Source organism: Allosphingosinicella sp., assembly GCF_036387215.1.
In the GTDB taxonomy this organism is placed as follows: Bacteria; Pseudomonadota; Alphaproteobacteria; order Sphingomonadales; family Sphingomonadaceae; genus Allosphingosinicella.
The window spans coordinates 1-19,651 of the sequence record NZ_DASVUE010000321.1; the positions used below are offsets into that span (position 1 = coordinate 1).

The window sequence follows — 19,651 nt, forward strand, 5'->3', positions numbered from 1 at the left end:
GGATGAAGGCATCGCCTATGTCGAGCTCGAGCCCACCACCGCTTCCGGCACCGTCAGCCTCCGCTTCCGCTTCCGCGACGGCGAGACTGCACGCGAGCAGAGGGTGGAAGCCTGGCTCGATCCGGGCGAGCGCCCGTGGACAATCGTCGGCCTCGCAGAAGGCACGGCCGGTTACAACCGGCTCGATAAGCGCATGGAACGGCTGCCCGAGAGCGGGGGCAAATTGCTGAAGGACGGCCGCCTTGCCTTATATGCAAAGGGAAGAGTGAAGGGTAAGTGGCTGATGACGTTGTCTTACGACAGCGACAAGTCGAAAGATGAAAGCCGCTTCGGCGGCGTCATCGATCCCCAGGCTTATTACACCGTCTATGCCGATCGCAGCGAGCGCCGCTACGATGCCGCGTCCGTTCGCCGGCTCTACCTGAAGCTGGAGCGGCCGCAATTCTACGCCCTGTTCGGCGACTATGAGACGGGCATCGATGAGCCGGAGCTCGCCCGCTACGTCCGTGCCTTGAACGGCCTCAAGGCCGAATACCGCTCCGACCGCGTGTCGGCGACCGCCTTTGCCGCGGATACGCCGAACCGCCACGGCCGCGACGAAATCCAGGGCAACGGCCTTAGCGGCCCCTACGCGCTCGGCGCCCGCGACATCCTGGCCAACAGCGAGCGCGTCGTCATCGAAGTTCGCGACCGCCTCCGCTCCGACCGGATCGTCGAGCGCCGCCTGATGACCCGGCACGTCGATTATGACATCGACTATGTGGCCGGCACCCTCCGCTTCCGCGAGCCGATCCTCAGCCGCTCCTCCTCGCTCGATCCGCAGTTCATCGTGGCCGATTACGAGGTGGACGGCGTTGCCCGCCGCGCCGCCAGTGCGGGCGGCCGGGCAAGCTGGCGGACCGCCGACCAGAAGCTCCAGATCGCCGCGACGGCGATTCACGACGACGACGGGCAGCGGAAGACGAACCTGGTGGGCGCCGACATCCGCTACCGCCCGGCGGAGGCTACCGAGATCCGCGCCGAAGCCGCCGTCAGCGACTCCGCCGGAACCGCCACCGCATGGCAAATCGAGGCGGAGCATCACGGCTCGCGCTTCGACGTGATCGCCTATGGCCGGGAGCAGCAGGCCGGCTTCGGCCTCGGCCAGCAGAACGGGGCCGAGACCGGCACCCGCAAATTCGGGATCGACGGCCGCGCGCGTATCACCGATGCCTGGTCCGTCACCGGCAGCGCCTGGCATGAGGATTATCTCGCGAGCGACGCCCGCCGCGTCGCCGGCCGCGCGCTCGTCGAATATCGCGGCGCCAGCGCCTCGGCCCGCGCCGGCATCACCTTCGCCAACGATCGCCTTGCCGACGGAAAGACCGCGCGTTCGACCATTCTCCAGCTCGGCGCTTCGAAGCGCCTTCTCGCCAACCGGCTCGAAGTCGACGCGCAGACCGAGATCCCGCTCGGCGGCAAGGACGAGAGCGTCGACTTCCCGGCTCGCCACCGCCTCAGCGCCCGCTATGCCCTCAGCAATGCGGTACAGCTGATCGGCGCCTACGAGCTGGCGGACGGCGAGCATGCGGATGCCCGCACCGCCCGCATCGGCTTCGACCTGAAGCCCTGGGCCGGCGCCCGCATCGCCGTCACCGGCAACAGGCAGGAGATTGCCGAATACGGGCCGCGCAGCTTCGCGGCATTCGGCCTTGCCCAGTCATTCGTCGTCAACGCCAACTGGTCCGTCGACTTCTCCGTCGACGGCAACAAGACGCTCGGCGGCATCGATCCAGCACGGGTTCTGAACCCTCGTCACCCGGTTGCGGGCGGCGGCTTCATCGGCAGCGGAGACCGCCTGACCGAGGATTTCACCGCCGTCACCGCCGGAGCCACTTATCGCGCCGCCCTCTGGAGCCTCACCGCGCGCGCCGAATACCGCGCCGGCGATCGGGACGACCGCTACGGCTTCACCGCCGCGGCGCTTCGGCAGATCGGCGAGGGCAGCGCGCTCGGCGCCGCGCTCAACTGGTTCACCGCCAAAGCGGACCAGGGCGCCGAGACCCGCACCGCCAATCTTCAACTGAGCTGGGCCCACCGCCCCTCGGCAAGCCGCTGGTCGTGGCTCGACAAGCTCGAGCTCCGCGAGGACGCGGTCGCCAATGCCGTCGCCGGTTCGGCGGGGCCGATCGGCGCCCCCCTCACCGTCACCGGCAACGCGCGCTCGCGGCGGATGATCAACAGCCTGTCGGTCAACTACTCTTCCGAAGGCGCGGAAGTCTCGCTCTTCTGGGGCGCGCGCTATGTCGACGACCGCTTCGAGGGCGACGACATCAAGGGCTGGAGCAACGTCGTCGGCGCCGATCTGCGCTTCGACCTCTCGGACACGATCGACTTCGGCGGCGCGGCGAGCCTCCGCCAAAGCGCGGGCGGCCGCAGCCTCGCTTACTCGGCCGGCCCCAATATCGGCATCACGCCCTTCAAGAACGGCTGGATGTCGGTGGGCTGGAACCTCGTCGGCTTCAGCGACCGCGACTTCGAGGAAAGCCGCTACACCCGCGCCGGCCCCTATGTGACGATGCGCCTGAAATTCGACCAATTGAGCCTGCAGGGGCTCGGACTCGGCCGCCGGTGATGCGCCTTTCCCCGTTCCTGGTGCTTGTCGCCTGCCTCTGGGCGCTGCTGGTCGCGGCGCAGCCGGCGGTCGCCCAGACAAGCTCTACCTTGTCGCCAACCCAGGACACCGATATTCGAGCCAACGCGACAGGCAGCAACTGCGGCAGCTGCACCACCGTCAACGTCCGGGCCCACTCTACAGGCGAGTATCGAGCGCTCTACCAGTTCGATCTTTCCGGCATCCCCTCCGGCCAGCGCCTCACGAGTGCGACGCTGCGCATCTGGGTCACGACCGCGAGCAGCACCGCGGTGAGTGTCCACCGGGTCACCCAAAGCTGGGGGGAGTCGACCCTCACATGGGCGAACAGCAGCGGGCTGACCCACGACAGCCTCGCCAGCGCCTCCTTCACGCCATCGGCCACGAGCCGCTATTATGACATCGACGTGACCTCGCTCGTCACTCAATGGCGTTCCGGAACAGCCAATTACGGACTGATGTTAAGGATCGGCGGAAGCAACAGCTCCGCCGCCTTCACCAGCCGGGAATGGAGCACGACGACGCAGCGGCCCCAGCTGGTGGTGGTGACGCAGCCCGCCCCCTCGTTCTCGACCGCAGCCACTACCGCGGTCAGCTGGGACACGTACAATCTCAGCGTGAACCCGAAGCTGATCCCAGGCGCGATCGCGCTCCGCTCGCTCAAGATCACCAGCAGCAGCGCGGGCTATGCGGATTCCAATTCGTTCGTCGTGGTGCAGGCGGTGCCCACGCAGACCAGCCTCTACGTCAAGGATCTGGGGAGCACGGGTTCGGGTCCGCTGACCTTCGCTCAAGGGACGCCGACGAGCGGCCTCACCTACACCTATACGAGCCTTTCGAGCACCACCGACGACGTGTCCTTCTCGAACGACAACGGCGCGACCTACAATTACACGCCCGTGCCCGACGCAAGCGGCTATGACGGAGCGGTGACTCACATCAAGGTGAGCCCGAAGGGCACTTTCGCGGCAGCAGGGAGCTCGGGCTCTCCGAACTTCACAATCAGCTACCGGTTCAAGGTCGACTAGACCGAAGCTGCGGCGCTGGTGCCCCCGGTCGGAGTCGAACCGACACTCCTTTCGGAACTCGATTTTGAGTCGAGCGCGTCTACCAATTCCACCACAGGGGCACGCGAAGCGCGTCTAGCCGAGGCAGTGGCGCCCCGCAACAGCCGCGCTCAATTGCGCGGCGCCTGCCTCCGGTAGCTGAGCGCCTCGGCGACATGGATCCGCCCCACGGTCTCGGCGCCGGCAAGGTCGGCTATTGTGCGCGCGACCCGGAGCACCCGGTGATAGCCGCGCGCCGAGAGCCGCATCGCCTCCGCGGCCTGCGCCAGAAGCCGCCGTCCCGGCTCCTCCGGCGTCGCCACCCCGTCGAGCAGGTCGCCGTCGGCTTCCGCGTTCGTTCGGATGCCATGCTTTTCGTAGCGCGCAGTCTGGATGTCGCGCGCCGCGGCGACTCGAGCCGCGACTTCCGCCGACCCTTCCGCGGGTGGCGGAAGCACCAGGTCGGCGGCGGCGACGGCGTTCACATCGACGTGAAGATCGATCCGGTCGAGCAAAGGCCCCGACACCTTGGCCTGGTAGTCGGCTGCGCAGCGCGGCGCGCGGGAGCAGGCGAGAGCCGGATCGCCGAGGTGGCCGCATCGACAGGGGTTCATCGCCGCCACCAGCTGCACCCGGGCCGGGAAAGTCACATGGGCATTGGCGCGGGCGACGCTCACCGAGCCGGTCTCAAGCGGCTGGCGAAGCGAATCGAGCACGCTGCGCTGAAATTCCGGCAGCTCGTCGAGGAACAGCACGCCGAGATGAGCGAGGCTCACTTCGCCGGGCCTCACCTTGAGACCGCCGCCGACAAGCGCGGCCATCGAGGCGCTGTGGTGCGGCGCACGGAACGGGCGGCTCCGGATCAGCCGCCCGTCGACCAGCGCTCCCGCGACGCTTGCGATCATGGAGACCTCGAGCGCCTCGCTCGGCGTCAGCTCCGGGAGAATCCCGGGGAGACAGGCGGCAAGCAGCGATTTCCCCGCGCCGGGCGGGCCGCTCATCAGGAGGTTATGTCCTCCGGCTGCGGCAATCTCGAGCGATCGCTTGGCGGTCTCCTGCCCTTTGACCTGCGCTAGGTCCGGCCCCAGCCCCGGCGGGTCCGCCTCTCCCGGCGCCGGCGGCGAAAGCACGGAGCTGCCGCGGAAATGGTTGAGGAGCGAGATGAGGTCGGCGGCGGCGATCACCTCTATGTCCCCCGCCCAGGCCGCTTCCGGCCCCTGCGCCGCCGGGCAGATGAGGCCGAGACTGCGCGAGGAAGCATGGATGGCGGCAAGGAGCACGCCCGGCGACGGAGTCAGCCGCCCGTCGAGCCCGAGCTCACCCACCGCCACATATTGCGCCAGCGTCTCGGCATCGATCGCGCCCATCGCGGCAAGCAGCCCCAAGGCGATCGGCAGGTCGTAATGCGATCCCTCCTTCGGGAGATCGGCGGGGGAGAGGTTGACGGTGATCCGCTTGGGCGGAAGCGACAGCCCGATCGATGCCAGCGCCGCATGGACCCGCTCCCGGCTCTCCCCCACTGCCTTGTCCGGCAGGCCTACCACGAGAAATTTCGGCAGGCCGCTTGCGATCTGCACCTGCACTTCGACGGCACGCGCCTCAAGCCCCAGGAACGCAACCGTGGCGACATGCGCGACCATCCAGGACCCCCCTTCCAAGAAACATCCACTTTGGAGGGAGCGTTATGGCTTGTCGATAGATTGCGGAGAGCACCGCGTCTTGCGGAGCTAACACACCCTAACCACATGGATGCGATGAGCTTACGAGACCAATGGATCGCCGCGGGCAAGGTGCCGGCCGTCCGGAGCGCCCTGTTCATCCTGGGGTTGTTCCTGATGATCGTCTCGCCCCTGGCCGGCGTCCTCCCGGGACCAGGGGGTATCCTCGTGTTCGCCGCAGGCCTCGCGCTCACGCTCAAATATAGCGAATGGGCCAAGCGGAAATATGTGGAGTTCAAGCGCAAGCACCCCAAAAAGGGCCGCTGGACGGATTGGGGCATGCGGAGGCCCAGCGCACGCCGGCGCGAGGAGATACGCAAGCAGCGGGAGGCGGCGGCGCTTGCGCAAGATGATTGACTTACGCCCCCTCTTTGCCTATCCGCGCACCCAACGAGGCGGTCCAAGTGGCCGCCCTATTCATTTCAGTTTCGAGGTATGAGCGATGAAGCGCACCTTCCAGCCGAGCAATCTCGTGCGCAAGCGGCGTCACGGCTTCCGAGCCCGCAAGGCGACCGTAGGCGGACGCAAGGTCCTGGCTGCGCGCCGCGCCCGTGGCCGCAAGGTCCTGTCGGCCTAACCACACTCACGCGCCGCGCGGATTTCCTGGCTGCGAACCGCGGCCGCCGCGCCCCCATGCCCGGCTTCGTCCTGCTCGTCCGCGAGCGGCAGGACGGCGATGCGGCGATGCGGCTCGGGATCACGGTCACCAAGAAGATCGGCGGCGCCGTCGTCCGCAACCGCATGAAGCGTCGCTTCCGTGCGCTTTCGCGGGAGATCCTCCCCGAGGCCGGAATAGCAGGCGCGGACCACGTCCTGATCGGCCGTGCCGGAGGCGTCGAGCGGCCGTTCCAGGAGCTTGCAGCCGAGCTCCGCAAGGCATTGCGCAAGCTGTCGCAATGATCGCCAAGCTCCTCATCCTGGTCGCGAAGGGGTGGCAGAAAGGGCCGTCGGCGATCCTTCCGCCGAGCTGCCGGTTCAATCCGAGCTGCTCGGCCTATGCAATCACGGCGCTCCGACGCTATGGAGCGCTCCGCGGCAGCTGGCTTGCCGCCAGGCGCCTGTCTCGATGCCACCCCTGGGGGGGCCATGGCTACGATCCTGTACCGTAAGGGCTGTTCCGTTGAGGGGAAGAAGTAAGTGAGCGACAACCGCAACATGATCCTGGCGATCGTCCTTTCGGCGCTCGTCCTGTTCGGCTGGAGCTTCCTGTCCGAGCGCTACTTCCCCACCGCCAACCCGCCTTCGACCAAGAGCGTGAACGGTAAGCAGGTTCCGCTCCCGAAGCCGCTGGCGGATCCGGCGGCCGATACGCCGGCGGCGATACGCGGCCGGAAGATCGTGCTTGCCGAAACAAAGCGGCTTCCGATCGCGACGCCCAGCCTCCAGGGCTCGATCAACCTGCGCGGCGCCCGCATCGACGATCTGCTGCTGCTGAAGCACCGCGAGGGCCTCGCCAAGAATTCGCCGCCGATCCAGCTCTTCTCGCCCTCGGGAGCTCACGACGCCTATTTCGCGAACTTCGGATGGACCGGCGAAGGCGTTCTCCTGCCCGGCACCGACACGATTTGGACGGCAAGCGGCGCGCGCCTCGCTCCCGGGCAGCCGGTGACGTTGAGCTGGAACAACGGCCGCGGGCAGATCTTCCAGATCAAGCTGGCGGTCGACGACGGCTATCTGTTCACGGCCGAGCAGAGCGTCGCCAATACCGGCCCCGCCGCGATCGCGGTACGTCCCTTCTCGCTCATCAGCCGAGCGACGCCGTCCAAGGATCCCAGCAGCTGGACCAGCCATGTCGGCCCGGTCGGCGTCTTCAACGGGGCAGCCAATTACGGGTTCACGTTCGACGATCTGAAGAAAGAAGGCGATCAGCGCTTCTCCTCCACCGGCGGCTGGCTCGGCTTCACCGACAAATATTGGCTGGCGGCAGTGATCCCGGACCAGCGCACCAGCGTCGAGGCTGGATTCCTGCGCGGCCGCACGGGCGGGTTCCAGGCGGTCGAAACCCCTGCTCCCACCATCGTCGCCCCCGGCAAGATCACCCGCTACGGATCGCATCTTTTTGCCGGCGCCAAGGAAGTGAAGCTGCTGGAGCGGTACTCCGAAGCGCTCGGGACCGAGCTCGAACGGGCGATCGACTGGGGCTGGTTCCGCTGGTTCATGAAGCCGATCTTCTCGCTCCTGAACTGGCTGTTCGGAGTGATCGGCAACTTCGGAGTGGCGATCATCTGCCTGACGCTCATCGTGCGCGGGCTGATGTTCCCGATCGCGCAGCGGCAGTTCAAGTCGATGGCTGCGATGCGCGTGCTCCAGCCGAAGGTGAAGGCGCTCCAGGAACGGCACAAGGACGACAAGCCGCGGCTGCAGCAGGAGATGCTGAAGCTCTACCAGGAGGAGAAGGTGAACCCGATGGCGGGCTGCCTTCCGATCCTGCTCCAGATCCCGATTTTCTACGCGCTCTACAAGGTGCTGATGCTGTCGGTGGAAATGCGGCACGAGCCGTTCTTCCTGTGGATCAAGGACCTCTCCGCGCCCGATCCGCTGACGCCGGTCAACCTGTTCGGCTATCTCGACTTCACGCCGCCGCACTTCCTGGCGCTCGGCGTTCTGCCGATCCTGCTCGGCATCACGATGTGGCTCCAGTTCAAGCTCAATCCGGCTCCGATGGACCCGGTCCAGCAGCAGGTCTTCTCGATTATGCCCTGGGTGCTGATGTTCGTGATGGCGCCCTTCGCCGCCGGTCTCCAGCTTTACTGGACGGTGTCGAACCTCCTCACGATCGCGCAGCAGAAGTTCCTCTACAGCCGTTATCCCGGGCTGGCGGCGACACCGGAAGCGAAGTGAGCGAGGAAGCATCCGATCTGGACGAGGTTGCGCGGAAGCTGTTTTCGGGGCCGATCGCGTTCCTGAAGTCAGCGCCGAGCCTCAACTTCCTGCCCGCTCCGGCCGCGCCGGAAGTCGCGTTTGCCGGCCGGTCCAACGTCGGCAAATCCTCGCTGCTCAACAAGCTTACGAACCGGCGGGACCTCGCGCGCACCTCGAACACTCCGGGGCGGACGCAGGAGCTCAACTTCTTCGACATCGGCGAGCCGCTGCGGATGCGGCTCGTCGACATGCCTGGCTACGGCTTCGCCAAGGCGCCGAAGGACGTTGCGAAGAAGTGGCGCTTCCTCGTCAACGACTATCTGCGCGGCCGGCAGGCGCTGAAACGGGCGCTGGTGCTGGTCGACAGCCGCCACGGCATCAAGGACATCGATCGCGAGATCATGAAGATGCTCGACGATGCGGCCGTAAGTTATCACCTCGTTCTCACCAAAGCCGACAAGATCAAGGCCACGGAGCTCGATGAAGTGACGGCCCAGACCGCGGCCGAGGCTCGGAAGCGCCCGGCCGCCCATCCGGAAATCATCGCCACTTCCAGTGAAACCGGGCTCGGCATCGATCAGTTACGAAGGGCAGTGATCGAAGCGGTCGTGTAGCGGGAAATCCATGTTGAAGCTCATCATCGGCAACAAAGCTTACTCATCCTGGTCGCTCCGCGGCTGGCTCGCGGTGAAGCAATCGGGTCTCCCGTTCGAGGAGATCACGGTGCCGATGTTCGACGAGGATTGGGACAAGCGCCGAAAGGGAGACGAGTTCGCCCCGTCGGGCGGCAAGGTGCCGGTTCTGTGGGACGACAAGGCGGTGATCTGGGATTCGCTCGCAATCATCGAGTGGCTTGCCGACAAGACGGATCGCGCCCGCTACTGGCCCAGAGAAGATGCGGCGCGCGGCATGGCGCGTTCGATGGCCGCCGAGATGCACTCCAGCTACGAGAATCTCCGACGCGAGCATTCGATGAACCTCCGGAAGCAATTCCCGCAGAAGGAGCTTTCGGAAGAGGTGCGGACGGAGATCATCCGAATCCTCGAATTATGGGCCGAAGCGCGCGCCCGCCACGGCTCCGGAGGGCCTTATCTGTTCGGCGATTTCGGCGCCGTGGACATCATGTTCGCGCCGGTGGTCACGCGCTTCGTCACCTATTCGATCCCGGTTCCTCGCTTCGCCGCCGCCTATATGGAGGCGATCCTCAACCACCCCTGGATGCGGGACTGGATGGAGGCGGCGCAGGAGGAACCCTGGGTGATCGAACGCTATGAGACGCCAGCTCAATAGGGCGTGCCGTCCCTGTGCGTGAAGCGGCCGTTCAGCCCGTCCCAGACGAGATCGACGTCCGAATAATAGCACATCCCGTTTACCGGTGGCCGTCCGATGGCAACGAACACGCAAAGGCTGTCGCTGCGATTCACTAGGTGATGCCCGTTCGGAGCGCCTTTGGGGAAAACGGCGAGGTCGCCAGCACGCATCGGGGTCTCGCCCTCGTCTTCGATCAGCACCGCCTCGCCCGACAGCATGATCACGAGTTCGTCCTCCTCTACGTGCCAGTGCCGCTGGCTCGAGATGCCGCCGGGTTCCAGCGTCACATGGCTTGCGCCGAAGTCCGTAAGCCCCGTGGCGGGAGCGAGGCGCCGGGAATATCGGCCGCCCATGTCCGCCGCGAACGGCATGGGATAAGTCGTCTTGTTGCTCGGCTCGATCGCATCGAGATCGATCTTCGGCATCGCTCACTCCGCTGTGCAAGTGTCCGTCCGGTTGCTAGGCGGAGGCGATGACGACCGCAATCGATCCCGTCGAGCTCGCCTCCCGCCTCATCGCCTGCCCCAGCGTCACGCCGCTCGAAGCGGGCGCGCTCACGGTGCTGGAGGAGGCGCTGAAGCCGCTCGGCTTCGAGGTGCACCGCTTCCTCTCCGGAAACGCCCCGGACGGCCCGGTCGAGAACATGTTCGCGACGCGCGGCAGCGGCGGGCCGCATTTCGGTTTTGCGGGCCATGTCGACGTCGTCCCTCCTGGAGAGGGATGGACCGGCGATCCGTTCAAGCCGGAGATCCGCGGCGGCCTCCTCTACGGGCGGGGAGCGGTCGACATGAAAGGCGGGATCGCCGCCTTCGTCGCCGCCTGCGCCGAGGTTCCGGAGCACCGTGGGACGTTGAGCCTCATCATCACCGGCGACGAGGAAGGGCCCTCCATTCACGGGACGCAGGCGATCATCGCCTGGATGGAGGAGCGCGGCATCCGCCCGGACATGATCCTCATCGGCGAACCAACCTCCGAGGCCCGGCTCGGAGACATCGTGAAGATCGGACGGCGCGGTACCGTTAATATGTGGATCACGGTACCGGGGGTTCAGGGGCATGTGGCGTATCCGCATCGGGCAGACAATCCGGTGCCGAAGCTCGCCCGGGCGCTAGCGGCGCTGGACGCGCTCCACCTCGACGACGGCACCGACGCCTTCCAGCCGTCGAACCTCGAATTCACCGCCGTTTCGACACCCACAAAGGCGACGAACATCATCCCCGGAGCCGCGACCGCGCAGCTCAACATCCGCTTCAACGACCTCCACCGCGGCGAGGACCTCGTTGCGCTGGTGAGACGCACGGTGGAAGAGGCAGCGCCGGGAGCGACGGTCGAAGCACGGATCTCGGGCGAGGCGTTCCTGACGCCGCCAGGGCCGCTCTACGACCTCGTGACGGGCGCGATCGAAGCGGAGACGGGGATTGCCCCCATTCTCTCCACCGCGGGCGGCACGTCCGACGGGCGCTTCCTGATCAAGCTTTGCCCGGTCGTCGATTTCGGCCTTCCCAATGCAACGATGCACAAGCTCGACGAGGCGGCGGCGGTGGAGGACATATACGCCCTCCAGCGTATCTATGCGCGGGTGATCCGCTCCGCGCTCAGCGGCGGCGCCTGAGAACGATGTAGAGCGCGCCCGTGCCGCCGTGGCGCCGGTGCGCGCCGCGGACGGCGGCGATGCTGCCGGCGTGGCGGGACGCGGCGAGCCAGTCCCCCACGGCGGCCCGGATCGCACCCCTCTGCACCGGCCAGCGTTCCCCGGTCGGGGGCTTGCCCGTAATGAGCAGGATCAGGCGCGCACCGGTCGAGACTCCATCGTCCAGCCGCCGGTCGAGGAGATCGTAGGCGGTGGCGAGATTGTGGCCATGAAGATCGACGGTGAAATCCGGCTGCACCAGCCCCTGCGCGAGCCGCCGGTCCCAGCTTGAATCGAGAGTGGTGCCCGGCTCCGCCTTCCTCGCCGCCGCTACCGGCCTTGGGCGAGCGGCCGGAGCTTTGGGAGCCGCGGGCGCGGCTTCAGTCGCGGGTGATTGCGGAGCCTCGGCGCCTGTCCGCGGGCGGAGCGGGCGAACGCTTGCGATCACCTTCTCCCAGAGCGCGCGCTCCTCAGGGGCGAGCCGGCGCATCGCCGCCGCCCGCATTCAGCCGCGCCACGACGCCCTTGGGAAGCAAGAGATAAGCCTTGCCGCGTGCGGTCATCCCGCCCGCGATCGTCGCGGCCTCGGTGCCCGCGCCCCAGAAGGTATCGAAGCGGTTGGCCCCCTTGATCGCGCCCCCCGTATCCTGCGCGACCCACAAGCCGGTCGCTTCCGGGCGGTCGACCGACAGCAGCACCGGCGCTCCGAGCGGCACGAACTTGGGATCGGCGGCGACGGTTGCCCGCCCCGTCACCGGAAGCCCGAGCGATCCGAGCGGCCCGGGGCCGGTCAGCTCCTGAAAGAAGATATAGCTCTTATTCTCGCGCATAATGGCGCGGCCCTCTTCGGGATGCGCGCGCAGCCAGGCGACGATGCCCTGCATGCTGGTCTGGCCGGGGCCGAGCAGCCCGCGATCCTTCATCAGCTTGCCGATGCCGACATATTCGCGCCCGTTCTGCGCGGCATAGCCGATCCGGATCACGCTGCCGTCGGGCTGCAGAAGCCGGCCGGAGCCCTGGATCTGGAGGAAGAAGAATTCGATCGGATCCGCGGCCCAGGCGATCTCGAGCCCCCTCCCCGCAAGCGCCCCCTCCTCGATCTCGGACCGCTCGTAATAAGGGACGAGAACGCCGTTCTCCATTCGGCCGCGCTTAATCGTCGCCCCGGCGGCGATCGCAGCGGCGTCGGCATCGACGAGGTCCGGCGGCCTTCGGTAGACCGGCACATCATAGCCGGGCATCCGGGTGCGCGATCCGGCGATCTGGGGCTCGAAATAGCCGGTGATGAAGGCGGGCGCCTGCCCCACCTCCGCCGCTTCGAAATGCGTTTCGAAGAAGGCGGCGGCATTCGCATCGGGCCATGACGCGGCCGCTTCGCAGGCCGGCCGCCAATCCTCGGGACGGGTAAGCCCCGACGCATCGGTCCGCTTCACCAGCGAGGGACAGGAGATGCGGAATGCGCCCAGCGCCTGCGCCGCCCGCGCCGAGGCGAGGCCGAGGCTCGCCAGGGCCGGACCCGCGCTCACCCCCGCGGCGAGCGCCGTGGCCGCCACCGGAGCCGCAGGAGGCGGCGCGGCCGGCGGCGCTTCAGGCGCGATCGTCCTCGCGCAGCTGCCGAGCGCAAGCGCCACCACCGCAAGCAGAGCCGAGCGGCGCCAAAGCCCGCGGGCGCGCCGGCCACGCCGGTGCGGAGACGATGATGATTCGGAAGCGGTCACGCCCAAGGCATAACCGCAAGCGCGGCCGATAGGAAAGCGCTGCCGCTCAGGCCGCTTCGTCGGTCTCGACCAGCAGCCAGTTCGGATCGGCGCTGCCGAGCGTACGGCGGAAGGTCCAGAGGTCGTGGGTCACGACCGCGTCTGTGAGCGAACCTGCAACCACTTCGCCGGCCTCGTCCCGGGTAATCGCGGCGATGTCGGCATCGAAGCGCACCGTGATGCTCGCGGTCCGGCCGCGGAGCTCCGCATCCTCGATCATCGCCCGCTCGATCGCGATCAGGCGGTTGTCGAGCCGGTGCCCGGCAGCTTCCCGTGCGGCGATCGCCTCGTCGAAGCTCGAACGAACCTCATCGCCCACCAGATGCGCAAGCTCGTCCCGGTCGCCCTTCCAGAACGCTTCGAGGATCATCCGGTAAGCCGCCTGAGCGCCTTCCAGGAAGCGCGCGACGTCGAAGCCCGGATCGGCGGAAACGATCGCCCTGACGCCGCCCGCGGCCTTGTCCTCATAGGCATAGCCGCTTCCTTCGGTGCGCTCGGGCGCGACGTCGGCAACCGGCGGCGGCGCTTCGGAGCCCGGAACCGCGTCCGGACGAGTCACCGGCTGCTGCTCGTGACCGGTGCGGCGCCCAAGCACGGCGTAAAGGCGGAGGCCAACGAACAGGGCCACCATCGCCAGCAGGACAATCTCCACGGTCACGCGCACTTCTCCATGAATAGAGGTCCCTACATAGGCCTCCGCGCGCCCGGATTCAAATGGCGAGTCGCCGCGCTCCGGAGCCGGCTCGTCTGTTGCGCGCCGCCACTGCTCCTGCTACCCGCACCGCGCACGGTAGCGGCCGCACGGCGGCCGGACTTTCCTCATCATTCAGAAGGTACGAAGATGGCCGAAGAACAGGGCTTTGCGGGCGCGGACGAGAGCTTCGCCAACGGCGAAGACACGATGCCGCAGGTCGGGATGATCTCTCAATATGTGAAGGACCTCTCCTTCGAGAATCCCAATGCCCCCGCCGTCTACCAGTGGCAGGCTCAGCCGAGCATCGACGTCCAGTTCAACATCGGCGCCGCGACCGTCGGCGACGACGTTCACGAGGTCGCACTGAAGATGGAAGTCACCGCCAGCGCCGACGGCAACACGGCGTTCGCGGTCGAGCTTCTCTATGCCGGCCTGTTCGCGATCCGCAACGTTCCGGCCGAGCAGCTCCAGCCCTTCCTCCTCGCCGAAGCCCCGCGCCTTCTGTTCCCCTTCGCCCGCCGGGTGGTTGCGGACGCGATCCGCGACGGCGGCTTCCCGCCGCTCGTGCTCGATCCGATCGATTTCGGAGCGCTCTACATGGAGCGCGCCGCGCAGGTGCAGGCCGAAGCGACCGGAGCCCAGGCTTCGCTCGAAACCGGCGACGCCTGACGGCCGGCCGGGGGGACGGCTGGTGAATCTCACGCGATCTCTGGGCTCGGTCGGCGGGCTGACACTGGTCAGCCGCATCCTCGCCCTCGTCCGCGATTCCCTTCAGGCCCGCTACGTCGGCGCGAATTTCGCCTCGGACGCGTTCACGATCGCGTTCAGGCTCCCGAACATGTTCCGGGCCCTCTTCGCGGAGGGCGCCTTTTCCGCCGCCTTCATTCCCATGTTCAACCGCAAGGTGGCGGAGACGGGCGAGATCGGCGCCGGCCTCGCCTTTGCCGAGCGGGCGCTTGCGGTCCTGTTCGTGGCATTGCTCGTCTTCACGGGGGCGATGCTGCTGGCGGCATGGCCGATCACCTGGGGCATGTCGCTCGGCTTCAGGCACCAGAACCCGACGCCGGAGCAATTCGCCTTCGCGGTCGAGCTGTCGAGATACACGATACCCTATCTGATGCTGATCTCCCTCGCTTCGCTGCTGGGCGGGATCCTCAATTCGGTGGATAGATTCTGGGTGAATGCGGCTGCGCCGATCCTGCTCAACATCGCAATGGTCGCCGCTCTGCTCTTCTTCAACGGCGATCCTTACGAGACGGCGCGGGCGCAGGCGATTGCCGTGCCCGTCGGCGGGCTTCTCCAGCTCGGCTGGCTGGCGCTCGCCTGCCGCGCTTCCGGAGTGTCGCTGAAGCCCCGGCGGCCGCGCCTCGATCCCGAAGTGCGGCGGCTGATGAAGCTGATCGTTCCGGCCGCCGCGGGCGCCGGCGCCTCGCAGATCAACCTCATCATTTCGAGCGCATTGGCCGGCGGCCTGCTCGCCTCCGGCTCGCTCTCCTACATCTATTATGCCGACCGGCTGAACCAGCTTCCGCTCGGCCTCATCGGCATCGGCCTCGGCACCATCCTCCTCCCGACCGTCTCGCGCCAGCTCGGCGCCGGCCGCGAGGCGGAGGCGATGGAGACCCAGAACCGCGGGATCGAGCTCGCGCTTTTCCTGACGCTTCCGGCGATGGTGGCGCTGATCGTCGCGGCCGAGCCGATCGTCCGCGGCCTCTTCCAATATGGCGAGTTCGATGCGGTCGACACGCGCAACTGCGCGCTCGCTCTGGCCGGCTTTTCGATCGGCCTCCCCTCCTACGTGCTCGTGAAGGTGCTGACGCCCGGTTATTACGCCCGGCAGGATACGAGAACGCCGGTGCGTTATGCCATTTGGTCGGTGGGCGTGAACATCGTGGGCAACCTCATCCTTATTCCGTTGATCGGCCATGTGGGGCCGCCGCTCGCGACCGCGCTTGCTTCGACGGTCAACGTCTTCATGCTCTACCGGACGCTCCGGAAGCGCGGGCATTTCGAGGTGGATGCGCAGCTTCGGCGCCGGGTCCCGCGCCTCGCCCTCGCGGCTTTGCTGATGGGCGCCGCGATATTCGGGCTCGATCACCTGCTCGATCCCTATCTCAACGGCCGGTTCGTCGAGCGCTACCTGACGCTCGCGGTGCTGGTCGGCTCCGGCTGCGCGATCTACGCCATCGCCTGCTTCGTGACCCGCGCGTTCACGATGGCCGATCTCAAGAGCCTGATGAGGCGCCGGGCGCGCGAAGGGCAAGCGAAGGAATGACGATGCGAGTGGTCTCCGGCATCCAGCCCACGGGCAACCTCCACCTCGGCAACTATCTCGGCGCGATCAAGCGCTGGGTGACGATGCAGGATGAATGCGACTGCTTCATCTTCCTCGCCGATCTGCACGCGATCACCGTTCATATCGATCCGGCCGAGCTTGCCGCGAACGTGCGCGAGATGGCGGCGGCCCTGATCGCCTGCGGCATCGATCCAGAGAAGGCGGTGCTGTTCAACCACGCGCGGGTCCCCGCGCATCCGGAAATGGCCTGGCTGCTCAACTGCACAGCGCGGATCGGCTGGCTGAACCGGATGACGCAGTTCAAGGAGAAATCGGGCAAGAACCGCGAAGGCGCCTCCGTCGGCCTCTACGCCTATCCGGTGCTGCAGGCGGCGGACGTGTTGCTCTACCAGGCGACGCACGTCCCCGTGGGCGAGGACCAGAAGCAGCATATCGAGCTGATCCGCGACATCGCGACCAAGTTCAACACCGACTACGGAGTCGAGCTCTTCACGCTCCCCGAGCCGCTGATCGGAGCGACGGGCGCCCGGATCATGAGCCTTCGCGACGGCAATGCGAAGATGTCGAAGTCGGACGCGTCCGACATGAGCCGGATCAACCTCACCGACGACGGCGACACGATCGCCCAAAAGGTGCGCAAGGCGAAGACCGATCCGGAGCCGCTGCCGGAGACGATGGACGAGCTGGCGGAGCGGCCGGAGGCGCGGAACCTCGTCACCATCTACGCGGCGCTGACAGGCCGGGAGCCGGCGGACGTGCTTGGCGAACATGCGGGCAAGGGCTTCGGAGCCTTCAAGCCGGCGCTTGCGGAGCTGCTGGTGGAAACGCTTCGGCCGATCAAGGCGCGCCTCGACGAACTCGGTGCCGATCCGGCGGAGCTGGACCGCATTCTCTCCGCCGGCGCCGGGAAGGCAGCAGCTGCGGCACAGCCGACTCTCGACGGTGCCTACAGGGCGCTCGGGCTTCGCGGCGGAGCCTGAATCGGCTCGTCGTTCTTCAGCAACCGTTCAGCGGCTTGGCTCTAATGGCCGGATATTCTATAACTTTCCGAGACTCGGGCTGAGAAAGGCCGCGTAACATGTCGATCTCAAAGAAACTTCTTACCATTGCCGCCCCGGCCGCATTGCTTGCGCTCAGCGCCTGCGCGACCGGCCTTCCGACCAAGGTCACCCGCTTCCAGGCGATGCCTGCGCCGCAGGGCCAGAGCTTCGTTATCCAGCCGGCCGATCCGCGCGATCGCGGCGGTCTCGAATTCTCGCGCTATGCCGACCTCGTCCGGCGGCACCTCATCGCCCAGGGCTATAGCGAAGCCCCGTCTCCCCGCGCCGCGACCTTCGTCGTCGAGCTCGATTACGGCGTCGACCAGGGCAAGCAGGAAGTGGTGACCTATCCGAGCGCCCGCGGCGCCTTCGGCTACGGGCCCTTCGGCTACGGGCACCCCTTCTATCGCCCCTATTATTCGCGCTACGGCTATTTCGGTCGGGCCTATTCGCCCTTCTATTACGGCTGGAACGACCCGTTCTGGGGTTCGCCCTTCGACCGGGATGTCAGCGTCTACACCGTCTATACGAGCTATCTCGACATGGACATCAAGCGCACGGCCGACGGGCAGTCGCTGTTCGAGGGCACGGCCAAGGCGCGTTCGCGGACCGACGACCTCCAGACGCTGGTTCCGAACCTCGTCGAGGCGATGTTCACCGGCTTCCCGGGCAATTCCGGCGAAACCGTGCGGATCACGGTGCCGCCGCCCGGCCGCGACCGCCGCTAAGCGCCGCGACCGATCGAGCAAGAAAGAGAGCCGGGCGACCGGCTCTCTTTTTTTGTGCGCGGGCAGGTGGTTGCGGTTCAACTGCCATTCACCGGCCGGGCCCACATTCGGCGGCACCAGAACAAGATCATCGGGAGGGGAAATGACGGGGATGTGGAAGCGGGCTGCCGCTTTTGGGATGATGACTGCCGTTTGCGCGGCAGCCGCCGCGCCGCAGGCTTCAGCCCCGCAGCAGGCGCGGGCGACGAACGAGCAGGCGGTGGAGGAGATCGTCGTCACCGCTCGGCGCACCGGGATACCGGTGTGGAGGGTGACGGGCCCGAAGACGAGCATCGTCCTCATCGGCTCGATCGAGGGCGTGTCGAAGGATACGCGCTGGGATCCCGGCGCCCTCACCGACACGCTGCGCAAGGCCGACCGGGTGATGTTCCCGAGCATGGTCGGCCTCACCGCCTCCCCCTTCGCGATCTTCGGCATCATCTGGCAGGCGCGGAAGATGGCGACGCTCCCGAAGGGCCAGACGCTCGCCCAGTTCATGCCGGCGGACCAGTTCCAGCGGCTGGTGGCGCTTAAGAACCGGGGCGTGCTGAAGGCCGGGTTCGAGCGTTCGCACCCGCTGGTGGTTGCCGAGGATCTGAGGGACGCGGCTAAGGGCAAGCGCGGATACGGCCCCGGAGCCGGCCAATATGTCGAGCGGGCGGCCAAGAAGTACAAGCTGAAGCGGGTTCCGATCACGAGCTACAAGGCCAAGCCGATCCTCAAGGACTTCTTCGCCTCGCCCCCGCGCAACTACGTGCCGTGCCTGCTTTCGGCGGTTACGCTCGCGGAAGCAGGGCCGGGAGCGGTCAAGGAGCATTCGGATGCATGGGCGCAGCGGCGCGTGCCGGATGTGCTCGCCTCCCCCGCCGAGAAGACGGCCGAAGCCTGCTCGCCCAAGAATTGGGGCATCATCCCCAACACGGACCTGAGGCCGCTGATGCGGCGGCTGATGACGGAGCCGCAGCTGACGGTGGCGGTGGTGAGCCTCGGAAGCCTCGCTCGGCCGGGCGGCGTGCTCGACGACCTTTCGGCCGCCGGCTTCGATATCCAGGGGCCGCGCTGGAAGCGCTGACCGGCTGGACCCGTCAGTTCTCGAGCTGGCGGGTCAGCAGTCGGATGTCGGAATCGAGCTCCGGATCCTGGGCGCGCAGCTTCTCGATCTGGCGGACGGCGTGGATCACCGTGGTGTGGTCCCGCCCGCCGAAGCGGCGGCCGATTTCGGGGAGCGAGCGCGGCGTCAGCTGCTTGGACAGGTACATGGCCACCTGCCGCGGGCGGGCGACTTCGCGGGCGCGTCGGGCGGAGGTCATCTCCGCCTTGCGGATGCGGTAATGGTCGGAGACCTTGCCCTGGATCTCATCGATCGAGATCCGGCGCTGGTTGGCGCGGAGGATGTTGGCGAGCACCTCGCCGACGAAATCGAGGTCGATCGCCCGGCCGCTCATCATCGCATAGGCAGCGATGCGGTTCAGCGCGCCCTCAAGCTCGCGAACGTTGGAGCTGATCCGTTTGGCGAGGAACATCACCACTTCCTGCGGCACGCTCACGTCAGGGAGCGATTCCAGCTTCTTGAGGATGATGTTGAGCCGGAGCTCGAGATCCGCCTGGTTGATGTCGGCAACGAGGCCCCAGGACAGGCGAGAGAGGATGCGCGGCTCGATCCCGTCGAGGTCCTGCGGAGCGCGATCGGACGAGATGACGAGGCGGCGGCCGGCCGAGATGATCTCGTTCATCGTGTGGAAGAATTCTTCCTGCGTCGATTCCTTGCCGGCGATGAACTGCACGTCGTCGATCATGAGGAGGTCGGCGGCGCGCAGCTGCTGCTTGACCTGGTTGGTATCGTTGGCGCGGAGCGCCGCGACGAACTCGACCATGAACTTCTCGGCCGACATGTAGAT

19 protein-coding genes, 1 tRNA gene and 2 pseudogenes are annotated in these 19,651 nt (G+C 67.0%); 15 read left to right on the top strand and 7 right to left on the bottom strand.

The features are described from left to right. Nucleotides 1-2,614, top strand: a pseudogene (locus VF662_RS13020) (hypothetical protein); the annotation flags it as partial. Beyond that, nucleotides 2,614-3,660, top strand: coding sequence for a DNRLRE domain-containing protein (locus tag VF662_RS13025; protein ID WP_464141936.1), 1,047 nt, complete (start codon nucleotides 2,614-2,616; stop codon nucleotides 3,658-3,660). The pseudogene VF662_RS13020 and the gene VF662_RS13025, both read left to right, overlap by 1 nt. 16 nt (nucleotides 3,661-3,676) lie before the next feature. Here VF662_RS13025 and VF662_RS13030 read toward each other — a convergent pair. Both VF662_RS13030 and VF662_RS13035 read right to left on the bottom strand, forming a co-directional pair. Next, a tRNA-Leu gene (locus VF662_RS13030) sits at nucleotides 3,677-3,761 on the bottom strand. 48 nt (nucleotides 3,762-3,809) lie between these two features. Beyond that, entirely contained in the window at nucleotides 3,810-5,318 is a 1,509-nt protein-coding gene (locus VF662_RS13035; RefSeq protein ID WP_464141939.1) for a YifB family Mg chelatase-like AAA ATPase, read from the bottom strand. Between the two features lie 114 nt (nucleotides 5,319-5,432). On the opposite strand from VF662_RS13035, the gene VF662_RS13040 reads away from it, so the two are divergent. The 7 genes and pseudogenes from VF662_RS13040 to VF662_RS13070 all read left to right on the top strand — a co-directional run bounded on the left by VF662_RS13040 (nucleotide 5,433) and on the right by VF662_RS13070 (nucleotide 9,548). Next, nucleotides 5,433-5,753 (top strand): hypothetical protein, encoded by a 321-nt coding sequence (locus tag VF662_RS13040; protein ID WP_464141942.1) that lies wholly within the window; start codon nucleotides 5,433-5,435, stop codon nucleotides 5,751-5,753. An 85-nt stretch (nucleotides 5,754-5,838) separates the two neighbouring features. After that, nucleotides 5,839-5,973, top strand: coding sequence for a 50S ribosomal protein L34 (gene rpmH, locus VF662_RS13045; RefSeq protein WP_447056063.1), 135 nt, complete (start codon nucleotides 5,839-5,841; stop codon nucleotides 5,971-5,973). A 14-nt stretch (nucleotides 5,974-5,987) separates the two neighbouring features. Further along, nucleotides 5,988-6,296: pseudogene (gene rnpA / locus VF662_RS13050) on the top strand (ribonuclease P protein component); the annotation flags it as partial. Continuing rightward, nucleotides 6,293-6,505: a membrane protein insertion efficiency factor YidD gene (yidD, locus tag VF662_RS13055; RefSeq protein ID WP_464141945.1), complete on the top strand. Its 213-nt coding sequence runs from the start codon at nucleotides 6,293-6,295 to the stop codon at nucleotides 6,503-6,505. The pseudogene rnpA and the gene yidD, both read left to right, overlap by 4 nt. A 28-nt stretch (nucleotides 6,506-6,533) precedes the next feature. Then, nucleotides 6,534-8,237, top strand: coding sequence for a membrane protein insertase YidC (yidC, locus tag VF662_RS13060; protein WP_464141948.1), 1,704 nt, complete (start codon nucleotides 6,534-6,536; stop codon nucleotides 8,235-8,237). Next, a complete protein-coding gene (gene yihA / locus VF662_RS13065; protein ID WP_464141951.1) occupies nucleotides 8,234-8,872 on the top strand; it encodes a ribosome biogenesis GTP-binding protein YihA/YsxC in 639 nt (212 codons plus the stop codon). Before yidC ends, yihA begins: the two co-directional genes overlap by 4 nt. Before the next feature lie 10 nt (nucleotides 8,873-8,882). Then, complete coding sequence (locus tag VF662_RS13070) at nucleotides 8,883-9,548, top strand: glutathione S-transferase family protein (protein WP_464141954.1); 666 nt, start codon at nucleotides 8,883-8,885, stop codon at nucleotides 9,546-9,548. Here VF662_RS13070 and VF662_RS13075 read toward each other — a convergent pair. Beyond that, nucleotides 9,542-9,994: a cupin domain-containing protein gene (locus tag VF662_RS13075; protein ID WP_464141956.1), complete on the bottom strand. Its 453-nt coding sequence runs from the start codon at nucleotides 9,992-9,994 to the stop codon at nucleotides 9,542-9,544. The genes VF662_RS13070 and VF662_RS13075 overlap by 7 nt on opposite strands. A gap of 47 nt (nucleotides 9,995-10,041) precedes the next feature. Between VF662_RS13075 and dapE the strand changes: the two genes are divergently transcribed. Further along, entirely contained in the window at nucleotides 10,042-11,181 is a 1,140-nt protein-coding gene (gene dapE, locus VF662_RS13080) for a succinyl-diaminopimelate desuccinylase (RefSeq protein ID WP_464141958.1), read from the top strand. Here the strand turns inward: dapE and VF662_RS13085 are convergent. The 3 genes from VF662_RS13085 to VF662_RS13095 all read right to left on the bottom strand — a co-directional run bounded on the left by VF662_RS13085 (nucleotide 11,165) and on the right by VF662_RS13095 (nucleotide 13,587). Further along, on the bottom strand, nucleotides 11,165-11,689 hold the full coding sequence (locus tag VF662_RS13085; protein ID WP_464141960.1) for a Smr/MutS family protein: 525 nt from the start codon (nucleotides 11,687-11,689) through the stop codon (nucleotides 11,165-11,167). The genes dapE and VF662_RS13085 overlap by 17 nt on opposite strands. Beyond that, complete coding sequence (gene mltA / locus VF662_RS13090) at nucleotides 11,670-12,842, bottom strand: murein transglycosylase A (RefSeq protein ID WP_464141980.1); 1,173 nt, start codon at nucleotides 12,840-12,842, stop codon at nucleotides 11,670-11,672. Before mltA ends, VF662_RS13085 begins: the two co-directional genes overlap by 20 nt. Nucleotides 12,843-12,963: 121 nt before the next feature. Next, the gene (locus VF662_RS13095; RefSeq protein ID WP_464141983.1) at nucleotides 12,964-13,587 is read right to left on the bottom strand and encodes a Tim44/TimA family putative adaptor protein; all 624 of its coding nucleotides are present in this window, start codon (nucleotides 13,585-13,587) and stop codon (nucleotides 12,964-12,966) included. Nucleotides 13,588-13,797: 210 nt separating this feature from the next. On the opposite strand from VF662_RS13095, the gene secB reads away from it, so the two are divergent. From secB to VF662_RS13120, 5 genes are all read left to right on the top strand, one after another. Continuing rightward, nucleotides 13,798-14,319 carry a protein-export chaperone SecB gene (gene secB / locus VF662_RS13100; RefSeq protein ID WP_464141963.1) on the top strand — a complete coding sequence of 174 codons (522 nt, stop codon included), beginning with the start codon at nucleotides 13,798-13,800 and terminating at the stop codon, nucleotides 14,317-14,319. Between the two features lie 22 nt (nucleotides 14,320-14,341). Beyond that, nucleotides 14,342-15,925, top strand: a complete 1,584-nt coding sequence (gene murJ, locus VF662_RS13105; protein ID WP_464141966.1) for a murein biosynthesis integral membrane protein MurJ — start codon at nucleotides 14,342-14,344, stop codon at nucleotides 15,923-15,925. A gap of 2 nt (nucleotides 15,926-15,927) precedes the next feature. Continuing rightward, nucleotides 15,928-16,926 carry a tryptophan--tRNA ligase gene (trpS, locus tag VF662_RS13110; RefSeq protein WP_464141968.1) on the top strand — a complete coding sequence of 333 codons (999 nt, stop codon included), beginning with the start codon at nucleotides 15,928-15,930 and terminating at the stop codon, nucleotides 16,924-16,926. 98 nt (nucleotides 16,927-17,024) lie between these two features. Next, entirely contained in the window at nucleotides 17,025-17,714 is a 690-nt protein-coding gene (locus tag VF662_RS13115) for a DUF4136 domain-containing protein (RefSeq protein WP_464141971.1), read from the top strand. A gap of 142 nt (nucleotides 17,715-17,856) precedes the next feature. Next, on the top strand, nucleotides 17,857-18,825 hold the full coding sequence (locus VF662_RS13120; RefSeq protein ID WP_464141974.1) for a TraB/GumN family protein: 969 nt from the start codon (nucleotides 17,857-17,859) through the stop codon (nucleotides 18,823-18,825). A gap of 13 nt (nucleotides 18,826-18,838) precedes the next feature. On the opposite strand, the gene dnaA is transcribed toward VF662_RS13120, so the two are convergent. Further along, a partial coding sequence (gene dnaA / locus VF662_RS13125) for a chromosomal replication initiator protein DnaA (RefSeq protein WP_464141977.1) occupies nucleotides 18,839-19,651 on the bottom strand: 813 nt, incomplete at its 5' end.